The following is a 22,945-nucleotide window of genomic DNA, read 5'->3' on the forward strand; positions in this document are numbered from 1 at the left end:
CGGCGAGTCGGCCCGCGTTGGGCCCGGTGAGGGCCGGAACGACGGCGGAAGGTGGCGCGCGATGGACGTGTTCGGCGTGATGATCGGCCTGGTCCTGCTCTTCGGGGTCGCGGTGATGGTCCTGGCCGTGGTCGGTACGGTCAAGGCCGCCAAGGCCGTCGGCGCGAAGATCGAGAAGCACGAGGCCAACGCCCGGCGCGCCGTGGAGAACGCCACGCTCAAGGCGAAGACGTACACCAAGGTCGGCCCGCCCGCCCAGATCGCCTCCGTCCGGCTGGGCCTGCGGACCTCGCTCGACGGCACCCGGCAGGTGCTGGAGAGCGGCCTCGCCCAGGACGGCCAGCTCGGTGAGGCGCTCGCCCTGCTCAACCGGCTCGACGCGCACGCCGCCGAGCTCGACGGCGAGCTGCGGACGCTGGAGCGCGAGCCGGACACCGCGCGGGTCGCCGCCAAGCTGCCGGAGCTGCGCGAGCGGGCGGAGCGGATCACGCACTCGGCGGAGACCATGCGCTGGGCGGCGCAGGACCGCATGCACCGGTTCGCGGACGACGAGCTGAGCCGGCTGAGCCAGGAGTGCGAGAGTGAGGCGGGGGCGCTGCGGCACTGGGATGCCGCAGGGGCCGGGGGGTCGTCGGGGACTTCCGCTTCGTCCTCTCCGTCTGCTTCTGGGGTGTCGGGTTCGTCGGGCCCCGCTGGTTCCGCGGGTGCGGCGCGGGCCGGGCTGACCGACGGGAAGGGGCGCCCGAGCGCGGAGGAACTGCTCGGGCTCGCCGATCCGCTGGCCAAGCTGGCGCAGCGGCTGCGCAAGCCCTCGGCCGGGCCTTCGGCAGGACCCTCCGCGGGCTGAGCCGGCGGTGCGCCGCGGCGCCCCGGGCCGGTGTCCGGACCGGGCGCTGTCCTCCCGGACCGACGGGGAGTAACCTCCGGCTCATGCCCTCCGACCTCGCGCTTGTCACCGATTCCACGGCCTATCTGCCGCAGGAGACCCTCGACCGGCACGGGATCACGGTGGTCCCGCTGAGCGTCGCGGTCGGTGACTCGGTGCTGAGCGAGGGTGTCGAGATCTCCCCGAAGGACGTCGCCGAGGCGCTGCGCGGCAGACAGCGGGTGACCACCTCCCGGCCGAACCCGGAGACCTTCGCCGCCGCCTACCGGGCGGCCGCCGAGGCCGGGGCGAAGGGGATCGTCTCCGTGCACATCTCCGGTGAACTGTCCGGCACCGTCGAGGCCGCCCGGCTGGCCGCCGCCGAGGCGCCCGTACCCGTGCGGGTGGTGGACAGCCGGCTGGTCGGAATGGCGCTCGGGTACGGGGTGCTGGCGGCGGCCGAGGCGATCGCGGCCGGGCAGGGCCTGGCCGAGGCGGCCGAGGCGGCCGGCCGGCGGGCGGCCGGGACCAGCGGGTTCTTCTACGTCGACACCCTGGAGCACCTGCGCCGGGGCGGCCGGATCGGGGCGGCGCGGGCACTGCTCGGTTCGGCCCTGGCGGTCAAGCCGCTGCTGCACCTGGACGGCGGGCGGATCGAGCCGCTGGAGAAGGTGCGGACGGCGTCGCGGGCGATCGCGCGGCTGGAGGAGATCGCGGTCGAGCGGTCGGGGGAGCAGGAGGTCGACATCACCGTGCACCACCTGGCCGCCGAGGACCGGGCCGAACCGCTCGCGGAACGGCTGCGGGCCCGGGTGCCGGGGCTGCGGGAGCTGTACGTGGGCGAGGTGGGGGCGGTGATCGGCGCGCACGTCGGGCCGGGGCTGCTCGCGGTGGTGGTCGCGCCGCGCTGAGGGGGCGGTTTCCGTGGTGCCGGTTGGTCAGGCTGCCCGGCGGCGGTCAATTTGGGGCGGTCCCGCTCACTCCTGTGAGTGACACTTTTTATCCACAACCCCTGGGTTATCCACAGGGTTTCGTTATTCTCCGCGCGCTCGTCGGAGGACTCCTACCGTCCTCGGCATGACGACCATGGGCCTGGGCGCGGCGAAGCGCCATGCGATCAACGAGACGGTACGGCTGCGGATGGCCGCGCTGCTGCCGGCGGCGGGTGACGAGCCGGAGGGCGGCTCGGACGGTGGGGGCGGTGGTTCGGGCGGCGGCTCGGGCGGTGGCTCGCCGGGGGCGGCCCCGCCGCCGACGGGGGTGGGGGCGGCGGGTGCCACCGGGCCTCCGTCGACGTCGCCGTCGGCGGTTGGCGTGCCGGTGCCGTCGGATGCGGATGCTGCGGCGGCCCCGGCGGGGGCGCGCCCGCGGTTGCCCTCGTACGCCTCGGCGCTGGCACTCGACCGGCGCGCGGTGGCCGGGCTGGCCATCCTGCTGCTGTTCGCGGTCGGCTACGCCGTGCAGCACTTCTGGCTGGCCCGGCCGGAGACGGTCGCCGTGCCCGCGCTGGCGGCGGTCGCGGCACCGTCGGGGGCCGAGCCGTCCGTCCCCGCCGATGCCGCTGCCGTCGACTCCAGAGCCGGGCCCGGCACCGCTGCCCAGGCCGCCTCCGTTACCGGGGCGGGCGTCGTGGTGGACATCGGAGGACGGGTCCACATCCCCGGCCTGCACACCCTGCCCGGCGGCTCCCGGGTCGCCGACGCCCTGCGGGCGGCAGGCGGTCCGCTACCGGAGACGGACACCAGGAACCTCAACCTGGCCCGCGTCCTGGTGGACGGCGAGCAGATCCTGGTCGGCGAACAGGCGCCCGCCCCCGCCCCCGCCCCGGCCGTCGGGAGCGGGAACGGGAACGGACCTCCGGGCCCCGCCGCGCCCCGACCACCCGTCAGCCTCAACCGCGCCACGCTCGAACAGCTCGACACCCTCCCGGGCGTCGGCCCCACCCTCGCCCAGCGCATCCTCGCCTACCGCACCTCGCACGGCTCCTTCCGCTCCCTCGACCAGCTCCGGCAGGTCAGCGGCATCGGCGCCCGCACGTACGCGGAACTCCGCCCGCTGCTCACACTCTGACGCTGCCACGCCCGTCGGCTCTGCCCGTTGCTTCCTTGCCCGCTTCCGCTCGCCCGGCCACCGAAGGGAGGTGCCACCGTGTCCGTCGCCACCACACCGGATGGTCCGGCCGCGGCGCCCCGCTCGCCCGGCGCCGACCTCCGGCTGCTGCTGCCGGCCGTCTCGGCGTGGGCGGTCACGGCGGCGCTGCTGCGCCCGGATCCGGGGTCCGAGGCCCTCGTCCTCACCGCGGCGGGCCTTGCCGTGCTCGCGGGCGGCCTGCTGCTCACCAGGCCGGGGGCGCTGCGTCGGCGCGGGCCCACGGCGACGCTGGCCGCGGTCCTGCTCGCCGGCGCGGCGGCCGCGATCGCCACCCCGCTGCACACCGCCGACCTCCACCGGGGGCCGCTGCCGGAACTCGCCCGTGCGTCCGTGGCCGCCGGGCCGCGAGCGCCGTCCCCGGTGGAGGTGGAGCTGACCGTCGCGGGGGACCCGAAGATCCACATCTCCCGGGGCGGCCCCGCCGGCGGGCAGCCGTTCCTCACCGTCGACGCGGTGGCCGACCGCGTCACCCTGCTCCCGGCCGGGCCGGCCACCCGCACGCGTACGCCGGTGACCGTCATGGCCCGAGGAGCGGAGGGCGGGCCCTGGCAACGGCTGCTCCCGTCCCAGCGGGTCGTGGTGGAGGCCGAGGTGCAGCCGGCGGGGGAGGGCCACGACACCGAGTCCGCCGCGCTGCTGGTCGTCCACGGGCCGCCCCGGCAGCTGGCGCCGCCGAGTCTGCCGCAGCGGATCGCCGGCCGGCTGCGCGAAGGCCTGCGTTCGGCCACCGACGGACTACCGGCGGACGCGCGCGGGCTGCTCCCGGGGCTGGTCGTCGGCGACACCTCGCTACTGCCCGACGACCTCGAAGACGCCTTCCGGGCCACCGACCTGGTCCACCTGGTGGCGGTCAGCGGGGCCAACCTGGCGATCGTCCTCGGCGCGCTGCTGGGCGCGCCCGGGCAGGCCGGCACCCCGGAGCGGCGCGGGGTGGCCGCGATGCTGGGGCTGTCGCTGCGCACCGGCGCCCTGCTCGGCACCGCGCTCACGCTGGCCTTCGTCACCGTCTGCCGACCCGAACCCAGCGTGCTGCGGGCGGCCGGGACGGGGCTGATCGGCATGCTCGCCCTGGCCACCGGCCGTCCCCGCCAGGCGGTGCCCGCACTCGCCGGGGCGGTCCTGGTACTGGTCCTGCTGGACCCGTTCCTGGCGCGCTCGTTCGGCTTCCTGCTCTCGGTGCTCGCCACCGCCGGGCTGCTCATCCTCGGACCGCACTGGGCCGAGGCCCTACGGGCCCGCCGCTGGCCCCACCACCTGGCGGGCGCGCTCGCGGCAACGGCGGCCGCTCAGGCGCTGTGCGCGCCGGTGACGGTGGTGCTGTCCGGGCACATCAGCCTGGTCGGCATCCCCTGCAACCTGCTGGCCGAGCTGGCGGTGGCCCCGGCGACGCTGCTCGGCTTCGGAGTGCTCGTCCTCCAGCCGCTGCTCCCGGCCCTGGCCCGTCTGCTCGCGGAACCGGCCGGGGTGCCGGCCGGCTGGCTCGCCCTGGTGGCGCGCCGCGGCGCCGAGCTGCCGGGCGGCCAACTGTCCTGGCCAGGTGGGTGGTTCGGGACGGTGACGGTCGCGCTGGCCGTCCTGGGGGCCTGCTGGGCGGCACCGCTCCTGCTGCCCCGACGGCCGGAGCCGGGCAGTCCGGCGCCCGCTCGCCGGCGCTGGGTGCGAGCCCTGACGGCTGGGGCGCTGACGGCGGCCCTGCTGGCCGTGCTGCTGCGCCCGCCACAGCTCACCCGGATCGCCACCGGCTGGCCGCCGCCGGGGTGGCGGCTGGTGATGTGCGACGTGGGGCAGGGCGACATGCTGGCCCTCGCGACGGGGACGCCGGGCAGCGCGGTGGTGATCGACACCGGCCCGGATCCGAACGCCGCGGACAGGTGCCTGCGCGACCTCGGCGTCACGACGGTCCCCTTACTGCTGCTGACGCACTTCCACGCCGACCACGTCGAGGGCGTGCCGGGGGTGTTGCGGGGCCGCAGGGTCGGCGCGGTCGAGGGCACCACGCTGGACGACCCGCCGGGCGAGGCGGCTCGGGTGGCGGGCTGGGCGGGGGGTGCCGGCCTCCCGCTGCTGAGAGTCGGTCGGGGTGAAAGGCGGTCGGCCGGCGCGGAGTTGGCCTGGGACGTGGTGTGGCCCGTCCCCGGCGCGACTACCGAGGCGCCCGGGCCGAACAACGCAAGCGTCGCATTGATGGTGTCACTGGCAGGAGGACTGCGGATGGCACTGCTCGGAGATCTCGAACCGCAGGCACAGTCGGCCCTGTTGGGCCGGGTGGGGAGGGCGGACGTCGTGAAGGTGGCGCACCACGGGTCGGCCCACCAGGACTGGGACCTGGCCGGCGTCCTGCGGCCCCGACTGGCCCTGATCTCCTGCGGAGAGGGCAACGCGTACGGCCACCCGTCCCCGAAGACGGTCGACCACCTGCGCGCACTCGGCGCCACCGTGCTGCGCACCGACCGGGAGGGGGACATCGCGGTGACGGGCGAGTCCCCGGCCACCCTCGGCGTGGCCGTCCACCCCCAGCCCGCCCACACCGCCCACCGCCCCCGCACCCACGGCGGGCCCGGCGGGTCCGCCGCTCACGCCTCCGTAGCCGGCACCCACCCCGAGCGGACATCCTCCGCCCCGCGAGCCCCGCCCGCGTGATCCCCGCGCTCACCTCCTCTCATCAACCAGGTGGGGCACGGGAAGGGTGAAGGGGGTTGTGGGAGGAGGTGCGGCGCGAAGCCAGCAGAAACGTTCCGGCGCGCTCCGGGCTCAGCCCGGAGCGCGCCGGAGAAAGGCAGCAAGCGCGGGGCCAAAGGCACCCCGCAGCGATCTGCCGGAGGAATCGCAAAGAGCTGGAAGGCGGTTGCGGCGGGCTCCGGGCAGGCCCGGAGCGCGCCGCGAAAAGCGGCCCCTCCTGGCCGGGCGGGCCAGGTGGCGGCCGGGGGTTTCGGGGTGGGAGGGCGCGGGCCGGAGGGTGGCTGTGCCCGGTATGTCGTGGATGTGTGGGCCCCTTCGGGGTTCAGCAACGCACGATCATGAACCCCCGGGACGGCTTCCGGTGGTGTTCGGCCCGGGGGCATCCTCGTGGAGCGGGTGTCGGCGCCCAGGTGGGGGCCGGTGTTTCTCGTAACCGGAGTCGCCGCTCGGTGAGTTCGGCATGCCGGTTCGCGGAAACCGAAGGAATTTCAGGAGCGGCCCCGGGTGGGCCGTTCGGCGGTTTGTCGGGGCCTTTCTCTGGATTCACTGCGGGGTGCATCGATGGTGGACAGTGCTGGTTGTCGTGGCGTGAGTGATCTTCCGGCGCACGCGGTCGCGGTGGTCGGGATCGGCTGCCGCTTTCCGCAGGCGGACGGGCCGGAGGCGTTCTGGCGGCTGCTGCGCGGCGGCGGTGACGCGGTGTCCGAGCGGCGGGGTGGCCGGGGGCCGGCACGCGGGGGGTTCCTGGACCGGGTGGACGGGTTCGACCCCGAGTTCTTCGGCGTCTCGCGTCGCGAGGCCGTGGCGATGGACCCGCAGCAGCGGCTGGCCCTGGAGCTGGCCTGGGAGGCGCTGGAGGACGCCCGGACCCTGCCGGGCGATCTGGCGGGCAGCCGGACGGGCGTGTTCCTGGGGGTGATCGCGGACGACTACGCGACGCTGCTGCACGGGATGGGCCCCGAGGCGGTGACCGGGCACACGCTGACCGGGTTGCAGCGCGGGGTGACCGCCAACCGGATCTCCTACACGCTGGGACTGAACGGCCCGAGCCTGGTGGTGGACACCGGCCAGTCGTCCTCGCTGGCCGCCGTGCACCTGGCGTGCGCGAGCCTGCGCAGCGGCGAGTCCGAGCTGGCCCTGGCCGGCGGGGTGAGTCTGATCCTCGCGCCGGAGAGCACCCTGGCGCTGGAGCGGGCCGGAACGCTGTCGGCGGACGGGCGCTGCTTCACCTTCGACGCCCGCGCCAACGGCTACGTCCGGGGCGAGGGCGGCGGGGTGGTGGTCCTCAAGCTCCTGGAGGCCGCCGTCCGGGACGGCGACCGCATCCACGCCGTCATCCGCGGCAGCGCCCTGAACAACGACGGCGCGACCGAGACGCTGCCGACCCCGGGCCGCGCGTCGCAGGAGCGGGTGGTCCTCGCGGCCTGCGCCGACGCGGGCGTCGAGCCGGGCGAGGTCCAGTACGTCGAGCTGCACGGCTCGGGGACGCGGGCCGGCGACCCGGTCGAGGCCGCCGCGCTCGGTGCCGCGCTGGGCTCGGCCCGTACGGCAGAACTCCCGCTGCTGATCGGGTCGGTGAAGACGAACATCGGCCATCTGGAGGGCGCGGCCGGGATCGCCGGGTTCATCAAGACCGTCCTGTGCCTCGGCGAGCGCGAGCTCGTCCCCAGCCTGAACCACGTCGGGCCGGGCGAGCGGGTCCCGCTCGACGAGCTGCGGCTGCGGGTGAACACCGAGACCCGTCCCTGGCCCGCACCGCCGAAGTCGGACGGGCAACCGTCGGAGTCGGACGGGCGACTGGTCGCGGGAGTCAGCTCGTTCGGCATCGGCGGCACCAACTGCCATGTGATCCTGTCGGATTGGCCGTCTGTGGCGGCCTCCGACGGACAGGAGGAGGCCGGGGTGCTGCCCTGGGTCCTGTCCGGGCGGGACGAGGCCGCGCTGCGCGACCAGGCCGACCGGCTGCGCGCCCATGTGGCGGCGCGTCCGGCGCTCGGGTCGGCCTCGGTGGCCCGGTCGCTGGCCGTGACCCGCACCGCGTTCGAGCACCGCTGCGTCGTCGTCGCGGACGACCGGGACGGCTTCCTCGCCGAACTGGCGGCCCGGTCGGCCGGGCGGCCGTCGGCGGCCGTGGTGGAGGGCCGTCACGAGGGGCCGGCGGTCCGGCCGGTCTTCGTCTTCCCCGGCCAGGGCTCGCAGTGGACGGGCATGGCGGCGGAGCTGATCGAGACCTCCCCGTTCTTCGCCGAGCGGATCGACGAGTGCGCCGAGGCCCTCCGCCCTTACGTGGACTGGTCGTTGGCCGACGTGCTGCGCGGCGCTCCCGGCGCGCCGGCACTGGAGGGCGACGAGGTGATCCAGCCCGCGCTGTGGGCGGTGATGGTGTCGCTGGCCGCGCTGTGGCGCTCGGCCGGGGTGGAGCCCGCCGCCGTGGTGGGCCACTCGCAGGGCGAGATCGCGGCCGCCACCGCCGTGGGCGCCCTGTCGCCGCGGGACGGTGCGCGGATCGTGGCGCTGCGCAGCCGGGTGCTGAACCGGATCGCGGGTGACGGCGGCCTGCTGTCGGTGGAGCTGCCGGCCGAACGGGTGGAGAAGGACCTCTCGACGGTCGCCCCGGCGGTGGCCGGCGGCTCCGGGCTGTCGATCGCGGCGGTCAACGGGCCCGCGCACACGGTGGTCGCGGGGCCGACGGCCGCGCTGGACGCGCTGGCCGCCCACTACGGGCAGTACGCCCACTACGGGCAGCAGGTGCGCACCCGGCGGCTCGCGATCGACTACGCCTCGCACAGCACGGCCGTCGAGGGGCTGCGGGAGGACCTGCTCGCCGCCTTCGCCGGGATAGCCCCCCGCTCCACCGACGTGCCGTTCCACTCGACCGTCACCGCCGCACCGATCGACACCGCCGAGCTGGACCCCGGGTACTGGTTCCGCAACCTGCGCGAGCCGGTGCGGTTCGGGCCGGCCGTCGAGGAGCTGCTGAACGCGGGCCACTCGACGTTCCTGGAGATCAGCCCGCACCCGGTGCTGGCGATGGGCGTCCGGCAGGCGATCGACCTGCGCGGCGGGGACGGCGCCGCGCTGAGCACGCTCCGGCGCGGCCACGGCGGCCGCCGCCGGTTCCTCACGGCGGCGGCCGAGGCCTTCGTACGCGGTGTCGCAGTGGACTGGTCGGCGCTGCTGCCCGACTCGGCGCCGCTCGCCGACCTGCCGACCTACCCGTTCCAGCGCCGCTCCTGCTGGCCGTCCGGGATGCCCGGGGCCGGGCTCACCGAGGCAGCGCAGGCGGCCGGGCAGGCGGCGGGACAGCCGATCGGACAGGCGGTAGAGCAGCCGACCGAGCAGACGGCCGGACACCCGGCCGGGAAGACCCCGCCCCCCGACGACCGGTCGGCCCTGGAGCTGGTCCGGAGCCTGACCGCCGTCGTGCTGGGCGCCGGCTCGGCCGCCGACGTCCGGCCCGGGCGGACGTTCCGCGAGATGGGCCTGGACTCGGCCATGACGCTCGAACTGCGCGACCGGTTGGCGGCCGCGACAGGGCTGAACCTGGAGAGCACCGTCCTGTACGACCACCCGAGCCCGGCCGCCCTGGCCGCCGCGGTGGCCGGGCTCACGGCCACCGCCACGGCCACCGCCACCGCCACCGCCCCAGCTCCGGCAGCGGCCGTACCGGCACAAACCGCCGCCGAGACCGACGACCCCGTGGTCATCGTCGGCATGGCCTGCCGCTTCCCCGGCGGCGTGCGCTCGCCCGAGGACCTGTGGGACCTGGTCGACGCCGGCACCGACGCCATCGGCGACTTCCCCGACGACCGCGGCTGGGACCTGGCGGCGCTCCACCACCCGGACCCGGACCGGGTCGGCACCTCCTACGTCCGCCGGGGCGGCTTCGTCCGGGACGCGCCGGACTTCGACGCGGAGTTCTTCGGGATCAGCCCGCGCGAGGCCCTCGCCATGGACCCGCAGCAGCGGCTCCTGCTGGAGGTCGGCTGGGAGGCGCTGGAGCGCGCCGGGATCGACCCCACGACGCTGAAGGGCAGCCGGACCGGCGTGTTCGCCGGGGCGATGCACTCCGGCTACGGGCCGAGCATGGAGACGGCCGGGCACGGCGTCGCCGGGCACCTGCTGACCGGCACCAGCGTGAGCGTGGTCTCCGGACGGATCGCCTACGTCCTCGGCCTGAACGGGCCCGCGCTGACCGTGGACACCGCGTGCTCGGCGTCGCTGGTCGCCCTGCACCAGGCGGTGCGGGCGGTGCGGGCCGGCGAGTGCTCGCTCGCCCTGGCCGGCGGGGTCACCGTCATGGCGACCCCCGGCATGTTCGTGGAGCTGTCCCGCCAGCGGGTGCTGGCCGCCGACGGCCGCTGCAAGGCCTTCTCCGCCCGGGCGGACGGCACCGGCTGGGGCGAGGGCGCGGGCATGGTCGTGGTCGAGCGGCTCTCGGACGCCCGCCGGCACGGCCACCCGGTGCTGGCGGTCGTGGCCGGCAGCGCCGTCAACTCCGACGGCGCCTCCAACGGGCTGTCCGCGCCCAGCGGTGTCGCCCAGCAGCGCGTGATCGAGGACGCCCTCGCCGACGCCGGGCTCGCGCCGTGGCAGGTCGACGCCGTGGAGGCGCACGGGACCGGCACCGCCCTCGGCGACCCGATCGAGGCCAACGCCCTGCTGGCCGCCTACGGCCGGGACCGGGAGCGGCCGCTGTGGCTCGGGTCCCTCAAGTCCAACATCGGGCACGCGCAGGCCGCGGCGGGCGTCGGCGGCGTGATCAAGATGGTCCAGGCGATCCGGAAGTCCACGCTGCCCGCCACGCTGCACGTCGACGAGCCGTCCGCGCACGTGGACTGGACGGCCGGCTCGGTGGCCCTGCTCGACCGGGCCAGGCCCTGGCCGGAGACCGGTGAGCCGCGGCGCGGCGGCGTCTCCTCGTTCGGGATCAGCGGCACCAACGCGCACGTGATCCTGACCCAGCCGCCGGCCGAGCCCGGGGCGGAGGCTACGGACGAGCCGGTGCGGCCGCCCGTGGTGCCGGTCGTCCTGTCGGCCCGCACCCCGGACGCACTGCGCGAGCAGGCCCGGCGGCTGGCGGCGGGGCGGCTCGACCCGGTGGCCGCGGCGCCGGCCCTGACCGCCCGGGCCGCGCTGGACGAGCGCGCCGTGGTGGTCGCCGCCGACCGGTCGGAGGCCGAGCGGGCCCTGGCCGCGCTGGCCCGCGCCGAGGAGGCCCCCGGGCTGGTCACCGGCCGGGCCGGCGAACCCGGCCGGACCGTCCTGGTCTTCCCCGGGCAGGGTGGCCAGTGGCGCGGGATGGCGGCGCAACTCGCCGCCGAGAGCCCGGTGTTCGCGGCCCGCCTGGCCGAGTGCGAGCGGGCGCTCGCCCCGTACGTCGACTGGTCGCTGACCGACGTCCTGGCCGGCGCGCCGCTGCTCGACCGGATCGACGTCGTGCAGCCCGCGCTGTGGGCGGTGATGGTGTCGCTGGCCGAGCTGTGGCGGGAGGCCGGGGTCGTCCCGGACGCCGTGGTCGGCCACTCCCAGGGCGAGATCGCCGCCGCCGTCGTGGCCGGGGCGCTCTCCCTGGAGGACGGCGCCCGTGCCATCGCGCTGCGCAGCGCCCTGGCCGTCGACCTGATGGGCCGGGGGATGATGGCCGTCGTCCCGCTCCCCGCGGCGCGGGTGCGCGAACGCCTCGGCGCGCTGACCGGCGCGTTGACCGGCGCGTTGAGCATCGCCGCGGTCAACGGGCCGGCCGCCACCGCCGTGGCCGGAGCCCCGGACGCGATCACCGCCCTGGTCGACGGGTACCGGGCCGAGGGCGTCAACGCCCGGGTGATCCCGGCGGCCTACGCCTCGCACTGCCCGGCGGTCGAGCCGATCCGGGAGAAGCTCCTGGCCGGGATGGCGCCGTTGACGCCGCGCACCGGCGGGATCGCGCTGATGTCCTCGGTCACCGCCGACTGGCAGGACGGCGCCGGGCTCGACGCCTCCTACTGGTACCGGAACCTGCGGCACACCGTGCGCTTCCAGGAGGCGGTCGAGGCGCTGGTCGCCTCCGGCCACACCACCTTCGTCGAGGTCGGCCCGCACCCGGTGCTGAGCGGCAGCATCGGCCAGATCCTGGAGGAGGCCGGCGCCGACGGGATCGTGACCGGCTCGCTGCGCCGCGACGACGGGGGCCTGCGCCGCTTCCTCACCTCCGCTGCCGAGGCCCACGTCCGCGGCCTGCCCGTCGCCTGGGAGCGGCTGACCGGGACGGCCGCCGGCCCCGTCGACCTGCCCACCTACCCGTTCCAGGGCCGCCGCTACTGGCTCACCGCCGCGGCCGGAGCGTCCGGCACGGCCGACCTCGGCCAGGCCCCGGCCGACCACCCGCTGCTCGGCGCGGCCGTCGAACTCGGCGACGGCGAAACGGTGTTCACCGGACGGCTGTCGACCCGCAGCCACCCCTGGCTGGCCGACCACGCCCTCGACGGGACGGTCGTCGTGCCGGGCACCGCGTTCCTGGAACTGGCCCTGCACGCGGGCGCCAGGGCCGGGACGCCGCGGATCGAGGAACTGACCGTCGCCACACCGATGGAACTGCCCGCGGACGGCGCCGTCGACCTGCGGGTACGGGTGTCGGGTGCGGACGGCAACGGGCTGCGGACCTGCCGGATCTCGGGCCGGGCGACCGGCGGGGAGTGGACCGAGCACGCCACCGGCACCCTGGGCACCGACCGCGCTCCGGCGTCCGCGTCGGCACCGGGCACGGTGCCGGCCTCCGCCGCGTGGCCGCCATCCGGCGTGACGCCGGTGCCGCTGGCCCGGATGTACGAGGACCTCGTCCTGCGCGGCCACCAGCACGGGCCGGCTTTCCAGGGCCTGCGGGCCGCTTGGCGGCGCGACGGCGGCGAGCAGTACACCGAGGCCGTCCTGCCCGAGCCGGTGGCCGCCGACGCCGGGGCCTACCGGCTGCACCCCGCCCTGCTCGACGCGTCCCTGCACGGCCTGATCGCCGCCGCCGAAGGCCTCGAGGGGCGGCCCGTCCAGCCGCTGCGCTGGCGCGGAGTGTCCCTGGCGAGCGGTACGAACGGTTCGAGCGGTACGAACGGCACGGCTGGTACGGCCGGTGTGACGGGCAGCCGTACGTCCCTGCGGGTGCACGCCGGGCCCGCCGTGGACGGCGGCCTCCCGCTGACCCTGTTCGACGCCACCGGGGAGCCGGTGGGCCGGGTCGAGTCGCTGGAGCTGCGCCCGGTCGCGGCGGGCCGCCCGGCCGACCCGGCGGCTGCCGCGCGCGATTCGCTGTTCGCCCTCGGCTGGGAACCGCTGCCCGAGCCGACCGCCGGACCGGCGTCCGGACCGGCGTCCGAACCGACGGCCGGTGAGGTGCCGGTCGTCGCCTGGGACGCCCTGGACCTCGACACCCTCGACCCGGCCGGGCCCATCGCCGTGAGCTGCCCCACCGGAAGCGCCGGAGAAGCCGGAGAGGCCGGAGCGGACAACGCCGCCGCCCCCGACCCGGCGACGGCGGCCAGGACCGCCGTGCACCGGACCCGCGACCTGCTCGGCCGCTGGCTCGCCGAGGACCGGCTCGCCGGGGCCCGCCTGGTGCTGGTCACCCGGGGTGCGGTCGCCGTCCGGCCCGGCGAGACCGTCCGGGACCTCGCCCAGGCGGCGGTCTGGGGCCTGGTGCGGACCGCCCAGGTCGAGCACCCGGGCCGGTTCACCCTGGTCGACCTGGCCCCCGGTACCGCCACCTCGGAGGACGACCCGCAGGGCAGCCCCCGGAGCACCCCGGCGGTCCCGGCCGCCGCACTGACCCCGCAGGAGAACCAGCTGGCCGTCCGCGACGGCGCCGTCCTGGTGCCCCGACTGGTCTCCGCCGCGGGCGACCCCGCGCTGCGGCCCCCGGAGGACGCGTCGGCCTGGAACCTGGACATCCCCGAGCGCGGCACCCTCAGCGGCCTGGAGCTGCGCCCCTGCCCCGAGGCAGCCGCCGAACCCGGCCCCGGCCGGGTCCGGATCGCGGTCCGCGCCGCCGGGCTCAACTTCCACGACGTCCTGGGCGCGCTCGACATGCACCCCGGCGACCCCGGCCCGCTCGGCCTGGAGGGCGCGGGCGTGGTCACCGCGACCGGCCCCGGGGTGACCGGCCTGGCCGTCGGCGACCGGGTGATGGGCCTGTTCCCCGCCGCGTTCGGCACGGTGGCCCAGGCCGACCACCGCACCCTGGTCAGGATCCCGGACGACTGGTCCTTCACCCGGGCCGCCGCCGTGCCGGTCGCCCACCTGACCGCCCTGCACGCCCTGGTCGAACTGGGCGGTGTGGGCGCGGGCGACCCGGTGCTGATCCACGCCGGTGCGGGCGGCGTCGGCCTGGCGGCCGTCCAGCTGGCCCGGCACCTGGGCGCGGAGGTCTTCGCGACCGCCAGCCCCGCCAAGTGGCCCGCGCTGCGCGCCCTCGGCCTCGACGACGACCACCTCGCCTCCTCCCGCGAGCCGGGCTTCGGCGCCCGTTTCGGCGCCCGCCTCGCCGCGGGCGGCCGGCGCATGGCGCTCGTCCTGAACTCGCTGACCGGCGAGCTCGTCGACGAGTCGCTGCGGCTGCTGCGACCCGGCGGACTCCTGGTCGAACTGGGCCGGACCGACCAGCGCGACCCCGCCGAGGTGGCCGCCGCGCACCCCGGCGTGCGCTACCGGGCGTTCAACCTGCTCCAGCTGCCGCCCGAGCACCTCGCGCGCCTGCTGGACCGGACGGTCGAGCTGTTCGCCCGGGGCGCGTTCGGCTGGCCCGCCGTCACCGACCTGGACGTCCGGCGGGCGCCCGAGGCCCTCGGGCTGCTGCGCCAGGGCAGCCACGTCGGCAAGGTGGTGCTCACCGTCCCGCCGGTCCTCGACCCGGACGGAACCGTGCTGATCACCGGTGGGACCGGTGCCATCGGCCGGGCCCTGGCGCGGCACCTGGTCACCGGGCACGGTGCCCGACGGCTCCTGCTGGCCGGGCGCCGCGGCGGCGACGCACCGGGAGCCGCCGAGCTGGCGGCCGAGCTGACCGGGCTCGGCGCCGAGGTGGCGTTCGCGGCCGTGGACGTCGCGGACCGGGCCGCCGTCGCCGCGATGATCGCGGCCGTCCCCGGCGGGCACCCGCTGACCGCCGTGATCCACGCGGCCGGCGTGGTCGACGACGCGCCGGTCACCTCGCTCACCCCCGCGCAGATCGACCGGGTGATGCGGGTCAAGGCCGACGGCGCCTGGCACCTGCACGAGCTGACCGCCGGTCACCCGCTCACCGCCTTCGTCCTGGTCTCCTCGGTGATGGGGACGCTCGGCGGCGCCGGCCAGGGCGGCTACACCGCCGCCAACGCCTTCCTCGACGGGCTCGCCCGGCACCGCCGGACGCAGGGCCTGCCCGCCCTCGCGCTGGCCTGGGGCCTGTGGGGCGACCCGGACGGCATGCTGGGCGCCCTCGGTGACGCCGACCGGGCCCGGTTCGCCCGGGCCGGGCTGGTGGAGATCGCGCCCGAGCACGGCCTGGCCCTGCTGGACGCGGCGCTGCCGTCGCCGCACGCCGTCCTGGTGCCCGCCCGGCTCGACCGGGACGTCCTGCGCGACCTCGGGCCGGACCTCCCACCGGTCCTGCGCGAGGTCGTGGCGGCCGCCGGGGCGGGGCGGGCCGGGAACGGCCCCGGTCCGCGGCGGAACCGGCCGTTGCGCGAGGAGCTGAGCGGCCTGACCGCCGGTGAACGCGCCGACGTCCTGGCCGACCTGGTCCGGGCCCACATGGCCGCCGTCCTGGGCTCCCGGCCCGAGGCGATCCCGGACGACCGGCCGTTCGGCGAGCTCGGGTTCGACTCGCTCACCTCGGTCGAGTTCCGCAACCGCCTGGGCACGGCGACGGGGCTCAAGCTCCCGCTCACCCTGCTGTTCGAGGCGCCGACGCTGCCCGAGCTGGTCGCCGTCCTGGACGACGGACTCGTGCCGCCCGCCCAGGACGCCGGGCCCGCCCGGGAAGCCACGCCCGTCCAGGAAGCCACGCCCGCCCAGGACACGCCCGCCCAGGACGCCACGCCCCTCCAGGGCACCCCGTCCGCCCCCGAGCAGCCGTCCGCCGGGGACCCCGACGAGGACGTGGCGGCGCTCGTCGAGGCCGCGACCGCCGAGGAACTCCTCGACTTCATCGACCGCGAGCTGATCTGACCCCCGCCCCACCCCACCGCGAGCCCACCACACCCCCACGGAGGAAGGACCGATCCGTCATGGCATCAGCATCGGACGAGAAGCTGCTCGGATACCTCAAGCGCCTCACCCTCGACCTGCACGAGGCGCGCGGGCGCCTGCGAGAACTGGAGGAGGGGGAGCGGGAGCCGATCGCGATCGTCGGCATGGCGTGCCGGTACCCGGGCGGGATCGACTCGCCCGAGGCGCTGTGGCGACTGCTGGCCTCGGGCGGGGAGACGGTCGGCGCGTTCCCCCGCGACCGGGGCTGGGAGGAGGGCCTGTACGACCCCGACAACGGCGGGCGGAGCCTGACCGGCTCGGGCGGATTCCTCTACGACGCGGCCGAGTTCGACGCCGGCTTCTTCGGCATCAGCCCGCGTGAGGCGCTGGCCATGGACCCGCAGCAGCGGCTGCTGCTGGAGACCGCCTGGCGGGCCTTCGAGGACGCCGGGATCGACCCGGAGTCGGTGCGCGACACCGAGACCGGCGTGTTCACCGGCCTGTCGAACCTCGACTACGGGCTGGGGCTCGGCGAGGTGCCGGAGGAGGCCGAGGGCTTCCTGACCACCGGGGCGGTGGGCGGCGCCGCGTCCGGCCGGATCTCCTACACCTTCGGCCTGCGCGGCCCGGCGATGACCGTGGAGACGGCCTGTTCGTCCTCGCTGGTCGCGCTGCACCTGGCCGTCCGGTCGCTGCGCGGCGGCGAGTGCGCGATGGCGCTGGCGGGCGGCGCGACGATCATGTCCACCCCGCAGCTCTTCACCGAGTTCACCCGGATGCAGGGCGTGTCGCCGGACGGCCGGTGCCGCCCCTTCTCGGCCGCCGCCGCCGGCAGCGGGCTCTCCGAGGGCGTGGGCGTACTGCTGCTGGAGCGGCTGTCGGACGCGCGGCGGCGCGGCCACCGGGTGCTGGCCGTGGTGCGCGGCAGCGCGGTGAACCAGGACGGCGCCAGCAACGGCTTCACCGCGCCGAGCGGGTCGGCGCAGCAGCGGGTGATCCGGCAGGCGCTGGCGGACGCGCGGCTGTCGCCCGGGGACGTCCAGGTGGTGGAGGCGAGCAGCACCGGCACCGAGCTCGGTGACCCGATCGAGGCGCGTGCCCTGCTGGCCGCCTACGGCCGGGACCGGGAGCGGCCGCTGAAGCTCGGCTCGCTGAAGCCCAACATCGGGCACTCCCAGGCGGCGGCGGGCGTCGCCGGGGTCATCAAGACGGTGCTGTCGATGCGTCACGGCACCCTCCCCGCCACCCTGTACGCGGACGATCCGACCCCGCACGTCGACTGGTCGGCGGGCGCGGTCGAACTCGTCGCCGAGCAGACCGCGTGGCCCGCGACGCCGGGGCCCCGGCGGGCCGGGGTGTCCTCGCAGGGCATCAGCGGCACCAATGCCCACGTGATCATCGAGGAGGCCCCGGCCGTCCCGGAGGCGGAGCCGTCCGCGGCGGCCGCGCCGGGCGGTCCGCGGCTGCTGACCCTGTCGGCCAGGACGCCCGCCGCGCTCGCCGAACTCGCCGACCGCTACACCGAGTTGCTCGCCGGCGACGCGGGTGAAGCGGGTGAAGCGGACGGGTCGGGTGGAGCAGGCGGATCGGGCGGAGCCGGTGATCCGCTCGGGTCGATCTGCCGCGCCACCGCTCTCGGCCGGTCGCACTTCCCGCACCGGCTCACGGCCGTCGCCTCCTCCTGCTCCGAGCTGCGGGACCTCCTCCTCCGGACGCGCCGGGGCGAGGAGCCGCCGCCCGGCGTCCGCGTCGGCACCCGGACGCCGGAGAGCGCCCGGGGCCCGGTGTTCCTCCTGACCGGGTCCGACGGCCCCCTGGACGGGCCGGACGCCGAGGCGGTCACCGCCCTGGCCGAGGCCGAGCCGGTCTTCCGCCGCGCCCTGGAGCAGTGCGCCGAGGCGCCCGGCGGGCGGCTCTCGCCGTTCGCCGTCGGGTACGCGCTCGCCGAGCTGTGGCGCTCGTGGGGGGTGCGGCCCGCCGCCGTCCTCGGCCACGGCACCGGCGAGCTGGTGGCCGCGTGCGTCATGGGCACGATGAGCCCGGAGGACGCGCTGGTGGCGGCCCGGAGCGTGCCGGACGTCGCAGGGCCGGAGCGGTTCGCCGCGGGCCTCGCCGCACTGCTGCGGGACGGCCACCGCACCTTCGTGGAGCTCGGGCCCGCCTCGCCGCTGCTCGACGAGGTCCGGGCGACCGGGCACACCGCGGTCCTGCCGTCGCTGCGCCCGGGGGAGGACGCCCGGCGCACCCTGCTGGACAGCCTCGGCGCGCTCTACACCCGGGGGGTGCGGATCGACTGGGCGCGCGTGCACGGCGAGCCCGCCGGGCCGCCGGTGCCGCTGCCCGGCTACCCGTTCCAGCGCGAGCGCTACTGGCTCTGGACCGGCGGCCCCCGCCGGGGCGGGGCGCCGGCCCCGGACGGGTCGCTGGTCGCGCAGGTGCGGTTGGTCGGCCCCGACGGCACACCGGTGGCGCTCGCCGACGGGGTGCGCCTGGAAGCCGTCCCCGACGCCCCCGCGCCCACCCGGGCACCGGGGGAGCCGGCCGCCCCCGAGGCCGAGGACGTGGTCGAGCTGGTGGCCGGCATCGTCGGCCGGGCGCGCGGCGCCGCCGTCACCGGTGACGACCGGGACCTGCCGCTGCGGCGCCTGGCCGTCGACTCGCTGATCGCGACGGACATCCGGCAGACCCTCGCCCGGCGGCTCGGCGTGGACCTGCCGCTGCGCGAGCTGCTGGACGGCCGCAGCGTCATCGCGATCGCCCAGGCCGTCCAAGCCGCCCGGGCGGCCCGCAGCAGCGACGGCGTCAGCGGTGACGGCGGCAGCGACGGCGGCGAAGGCGGCCGGCCCGGGGCGGCACTGGTCGCCGACCCGGCGGCCCGCCACGAGCCGTTCCCGCTCACCGACCTCCAGCAGGCCTACCTGGTCGGCCGGACCGACGCCTTCGAACTCGGCAACGTCTCCACCTCCTTCCTGGTCGAGGTGGACCTGACGGACACCGACCTCGACCGACTGGCCGCCTCCTTCCGGCAGCTCGTCGACCGGCACGACATGCTCCGCGCGGTGGTCTCCCGGGACGGGCACCAGCGGGTGCTCGCCGAGGTCCCCGACTACCGGATCGCCACCGTCGACCTGCGGGCCTGCGACCGGGCCGAACGGGAGCGCCGCCTGGCCGGGATCCACCGGGAGATGCGGGACCAGGTCTTCGACACCGAGGTCTGGCCGCTGTTCGACGTCCGGGCCACCCTGCTCGACGCCCGCACCACCCGGCTGCACCTCAACTTCGACGCGCTGATCATCGACGGCCGCAGCTCCGGGCTGCTGTTCCGGGAGTGGGCGCAGGCCTACCGCGACGGGACGCCCGCGACCCCCGCGCCGGCCGTCACCTACCGCGACTACGTGCTCGCCGCCGCCGAGACGGACGCCGCGCGGCGCGCGACCTCGCTCGCCTACTGGCGGGCCCGGGTCGACTCGCTGCCGCCCGCGCCGGCCCTTCCGCTGCGCCCGGGCCCGGCCCCCCGGCAGCCGGTGTTCGTCCACCGCACGGCCCGGGTGGAGTCCGGGGCGTGGCGGCGCTTCAAGGAGCACGCCGCCGTGGCGGGCCTCTCGCCCTCGGCCGCGCTGTGCGCCGCGTACGCGCAGGTGCTGGGGGCCTGGAGCGCCTCGCCGCGCTTCACGCTCAACCTGCTGGCCTTCCACCGGCGGCCGCTGCACGAGGACGCCGGCCGGGTGGTCGGGAACCTCAGCTCCACCACCCTGCTGGAGGTCGACGCCGCCCCCGGCGAGGCCTTCGTCCACGGCGCCACGCGCCTGCAGGACCAGCTGCTGGCCGACCTCGAACACGGCCACGTCAGCGGCGTCGAGGTGCTGCGCGAGCTCAACCGCACCCGGGGCGGGACGGGCCTGGCGGGCATGCCGGTGGTCTTCACCAGCACGATCGGCTTCTCCGGCGGCGGCCTCACCGGCGACGGAGACGGCTTCGCCGGCGACGGCGACGGCGACCGGGCGGCCCGCGCCGAGCGCGGGGCGCTCACCGCGCTGACCACCCTCGGCACCGCCGGCGAGCTGGCCTCCAGCTCGGTGCGCACCCCGCAGGTGTGGCTGGACCACCAGGCCCTGGAGGAGGCCGGGGAGCTGGTCCTGAACTGGGACGTGGTGGAGGAGATGTTCCCCGACGGCGTCGTCGACGGGATGTGGGAGGCCTACCTGGACCTGGTGCGGGACCTCTGCGACGAGGGGGCGTGGCGCCGCCCGCCGTCCGTGCTCGCGCCGGCGGCCGACCTGGAGGTCCGCCGGGCCGTCAACGCCACCGACGGCCCCGTTCCCGCCGAGCTGCTGCACGACGCGTTCCTGCGGCAGGCCGCGGCCCGGCCGGACGCGCCCGCCGTGATCACCGCCGCCCGGACGCTCAGCTACCGCGAGGTGGACCGCCGCTCCGACCGGATCGCCCGTCGGCTGATCGGGTACGGCGCCGGGCCGGGCGCACTGGTCGGCATCGTGATGGACAAGAGCTGGGAGCAGGTCGTCGCGGCGCTGGCCGTCCTCAAGACCGGGGCCGCCTACGTGCCGGTCGACGCCGCGATGCCCGGCCCCCGGCTGCGGATGATCGTGGAGAGCGCCGGGATCGGCCTGGTGCTGACCCGCTCGGCCGTCGCGGCCGGGCTCGACCTGCCGGACGGCGTCCGCACGCTGGACGTCGACACCGAACCGGAGGACACCGGCGCGGACGGTCCGCTGCCGCCCTCCCCGGCCCGCCCCGAGGACCTCGCCTACGTGATCTTCACCTCGGGCTCCACCGGGGTGCCGAAGGGCGTGATGATCGAGCACACCGGCGCGGTCAACACGATCCAGGACGTCAACGACCGCTTCGGCGTGACCGAACACGACCGGGTGCTGGCGCTGTCCGCGCTCAACTTCGACCTCTCGGTCTACGACGTGTTCGGCCTGCTCGCGGCCGGCGGTGCCGTGGTCCTGCCCGACGCCTCGGCGCAGCGCGAGCCGGCCGCCTGGCTGGAGCTGGTGCACCGGCACCGGGTGACGGTCTGGAACAGCGTCCCCGCGCTGATGGAGATGTTCGTCGAGCACCTGCGGGCGCTCGGCGGCGGCCCGTCCTCGCTGCGGGTGGTGATGATGAGCGGCGACTGGATCCCCGTCACGCTCCCCGGCGCGATCGCCGGGATCCTGCCGCAGGCGCGGATCCACAGCCTGGGCGGCGCGACCGAGGCCTCCATCTGGTCGATCCTGCACCCGGTCACCCACGTGGACCCGGACCGGACGAGCATCCCGTACGGCCGGCCGATGCGGAACCAGCGCTTCCATGTGCTGGACGAGGCGCTGCGGCCGCGCCCGACCTGGGTCCCCGGCGAGCTGTACATCGCCGGCACCGGCCTGGCCCGCGGCTACCTCGGCGACGAGGCGAAGACCCGCGCGGCCTTCCTGCGCCACCCGGCGACGGGGGAGCGGCTCTACCGCACCGGCGACCTCGGCCGCTACCTGCCGGACGGCGACATCGAGTTCCTGGGACGCGCCGACTTCCAGGTGAAGATCCAGGGCCACCGGATCGAGCTCGGCGAGGTCGAGGCGGCGCTGCTGCGCAACCCGGACGTCCGGGCGGCGGCCGTGGTGGCCGAGGGCGAGCGCGGCGGAGCGCGTCGGCTCGTCGGGTACGCGGTGGCGGACGCCTCCGAGGAGGAGCTGCGCGCGGCGCTCGGCCGGGAGCTGCCCGGCTACATGGTGCCCGCCCGGATCGTCCCGCTGGCGGAGCTGCCGCTGACCGACAACGGCAAGGTGGACCGGCGCCGGCTGCCCTCGCCCGGGCAGGCGGCCCCGCGCTCCGGCGGGCCGGTCGCCCCGCGCGACACGGCCGAGCGGCGGCTCGCCGGGATCTGGGCCGAGTTCTTCGGGGCCGGCGGCGGGACGGCCGGCGACGCCGCCGCGGGCCCCTCCGACCCCTCCGACTCCTCCGGCGGCCGTGCGGACTCCTTCGACGTCACCGCGAACTTCTTCGACCTCGGCGGCGACTCGATGCTCGCGGTGCGGATGATGGCCCGGATCCGGCAGCGCACCGGCCGCTCACTGCCGGTGGCCGCGCTGCTCGCGCGGCCGACCGTCGAGGCACTGGCCGAGGTGCTGCGCGACCGGGCGGGCGAAGGCGGCCCCACCGGCGACGAGGGCCGGTCGGCCCTGGTCACCGTCCGGGACACCGGGACCAGGCCGCCGCTGTTCCTGGTCCACCCGGTCGGCGGCGACGTGCTCTGCTACGCCGGACTCGGCGCCCTGCTGGACGAGGACCAGCCGGTCCACGCCCTCCAGTACCCCGAGCAGGACCCGGAGCAGAACGTCCAGCAGGGATCCGGCGCGGAACCCGCGCCGCTCACCGTGGCCGAGCTCGCCGCGCACTACGCCGACGCGATCACCGCACGGTTCCCGGAGGGCCCGTACCGGCTCGGCGGCTGGTCGATGGGCGGCGTGATCGCCCTGGAGACCGCCCGGCTGCTCACCGGGCGGGGCGCGGTGGTCGAGCTGGTCGCCGCCGTGGACCTGCTCGAACCGCCCGGCCGCACCGAGCCCGCCGCCGAGTCGGCGCTGCTGGCCCGGTTCGCCCGCGACCTGGCCGGGCTGGCCGGCCGCGACTGGAACCCCGGTCCGGCCGAGTTCGAGTCCACCGGCGGCCGCTCCCCGATGGGGGAGCTGCTGACCCGGGCCCGGCGGGCCGGTGTGCTGCCGGAGGAGATCGACGCCGCCACCCTGGAGCGGCTCGCGGGCCGGTTCCTGCGCCTCAGCCGGGCGCTGGCCGAGCACGAGCCCGTCCCGTACCGGGGCCGGGTCCGGCTGCTGCGGGCGATGGACGGGGCCACCACCGCCGCCACCCGGCAGTGGCTGGACCTGCTCGGCGACCGGGCGGAGAGCGTCGACGTGCCCGGCGACCACTACAGCGTCATGCGTCCCCCGTACCTCCACACCCTGGCGGCCGAGCTCGACAAGGCGCTGAACGACCTGTGACCCGAAGCAGCGGAACGGCCCGAAGCAGCCGAACCACCCGAACCCGTCGAACCCGGAG

At 76.7% G+C, this 22,945-nt stretch carries 6 protein-coding genes; all 6 read left to right on the plus strand.

The genetic code is table 11. The features are described from left to right. Nucleotides 1–61 precede the first annotated feature (61 nt). Complete coding sequence (locus ACZ7RU_RS00525) at nt 62–847, plus strand: hypothetical protein (protein ID WP_470338759.1); 786 nt, start codon at nt 62–64, stop codon at nt 845–847. 83 nt (nt 848–930) lie between these two features. After that, entirely contained in the window at nt 931–1,776 is an 846-nt protein-coding gene (locus ACZ7RU_RS00530; protein WP_470338760.1) for a DegV family protein, read from the plus strand. Between the two features lie 166 nt (nt 1,777–1,942). After that, a complete protein-coding gene (locus ACZ7RU_RS00535; protein WP_470338761.1) occupies nt 1,943–2,935 on the plus strand; it encodes a ComEA family DNA-binding protein in 993 nt (330 codons plus the stop codon). A gap of 78 nt (nt 2,936–3,013) precedes the next feature. Continuing rightward, complete coding sequence (locus ACZ7RU_RS00540) at nt 3,014–5,656, plus strand: ComEC/Rec2 family competence protein (protein ID WP_470338762.1); 2,643 nt, start codon at nt 3,014–3,016, stop codon at nt 5,654–5,656. A gap of 627 nt (nt 5,657–6,283) precedes the next feature. Next, nucleotides 6,284–15,868, plus strand: a complete 9,585-nt coding sequence (locus tag ACZ7RU_RS00545; protein ID WP_470338763.1) for a type I polyketide synthase — start codon at nt 6,284–6,286, stop codon at nt 15,866–15,868. Between the two features lie 59 nt (nt 15,869–15,927). Further along, complete coding sequence (locus ACZ7RU_RS00550) at nt 15,928–22,887, plus strand: hybrid non-ribosomal peptide synthetase/type I polyketide synthase (RefSeq protein WP_470338764.1); 6,960 nt, start codon at nt 15,928–15,930, stop codon at nt 22,885–22,887. Nucleotides 22,888–22,945 lie beyond the last annotated feature (58 nt).

It is taken from the genome of Kitasatospora sp. NPDC114501 (assembly GCF_055633695.1).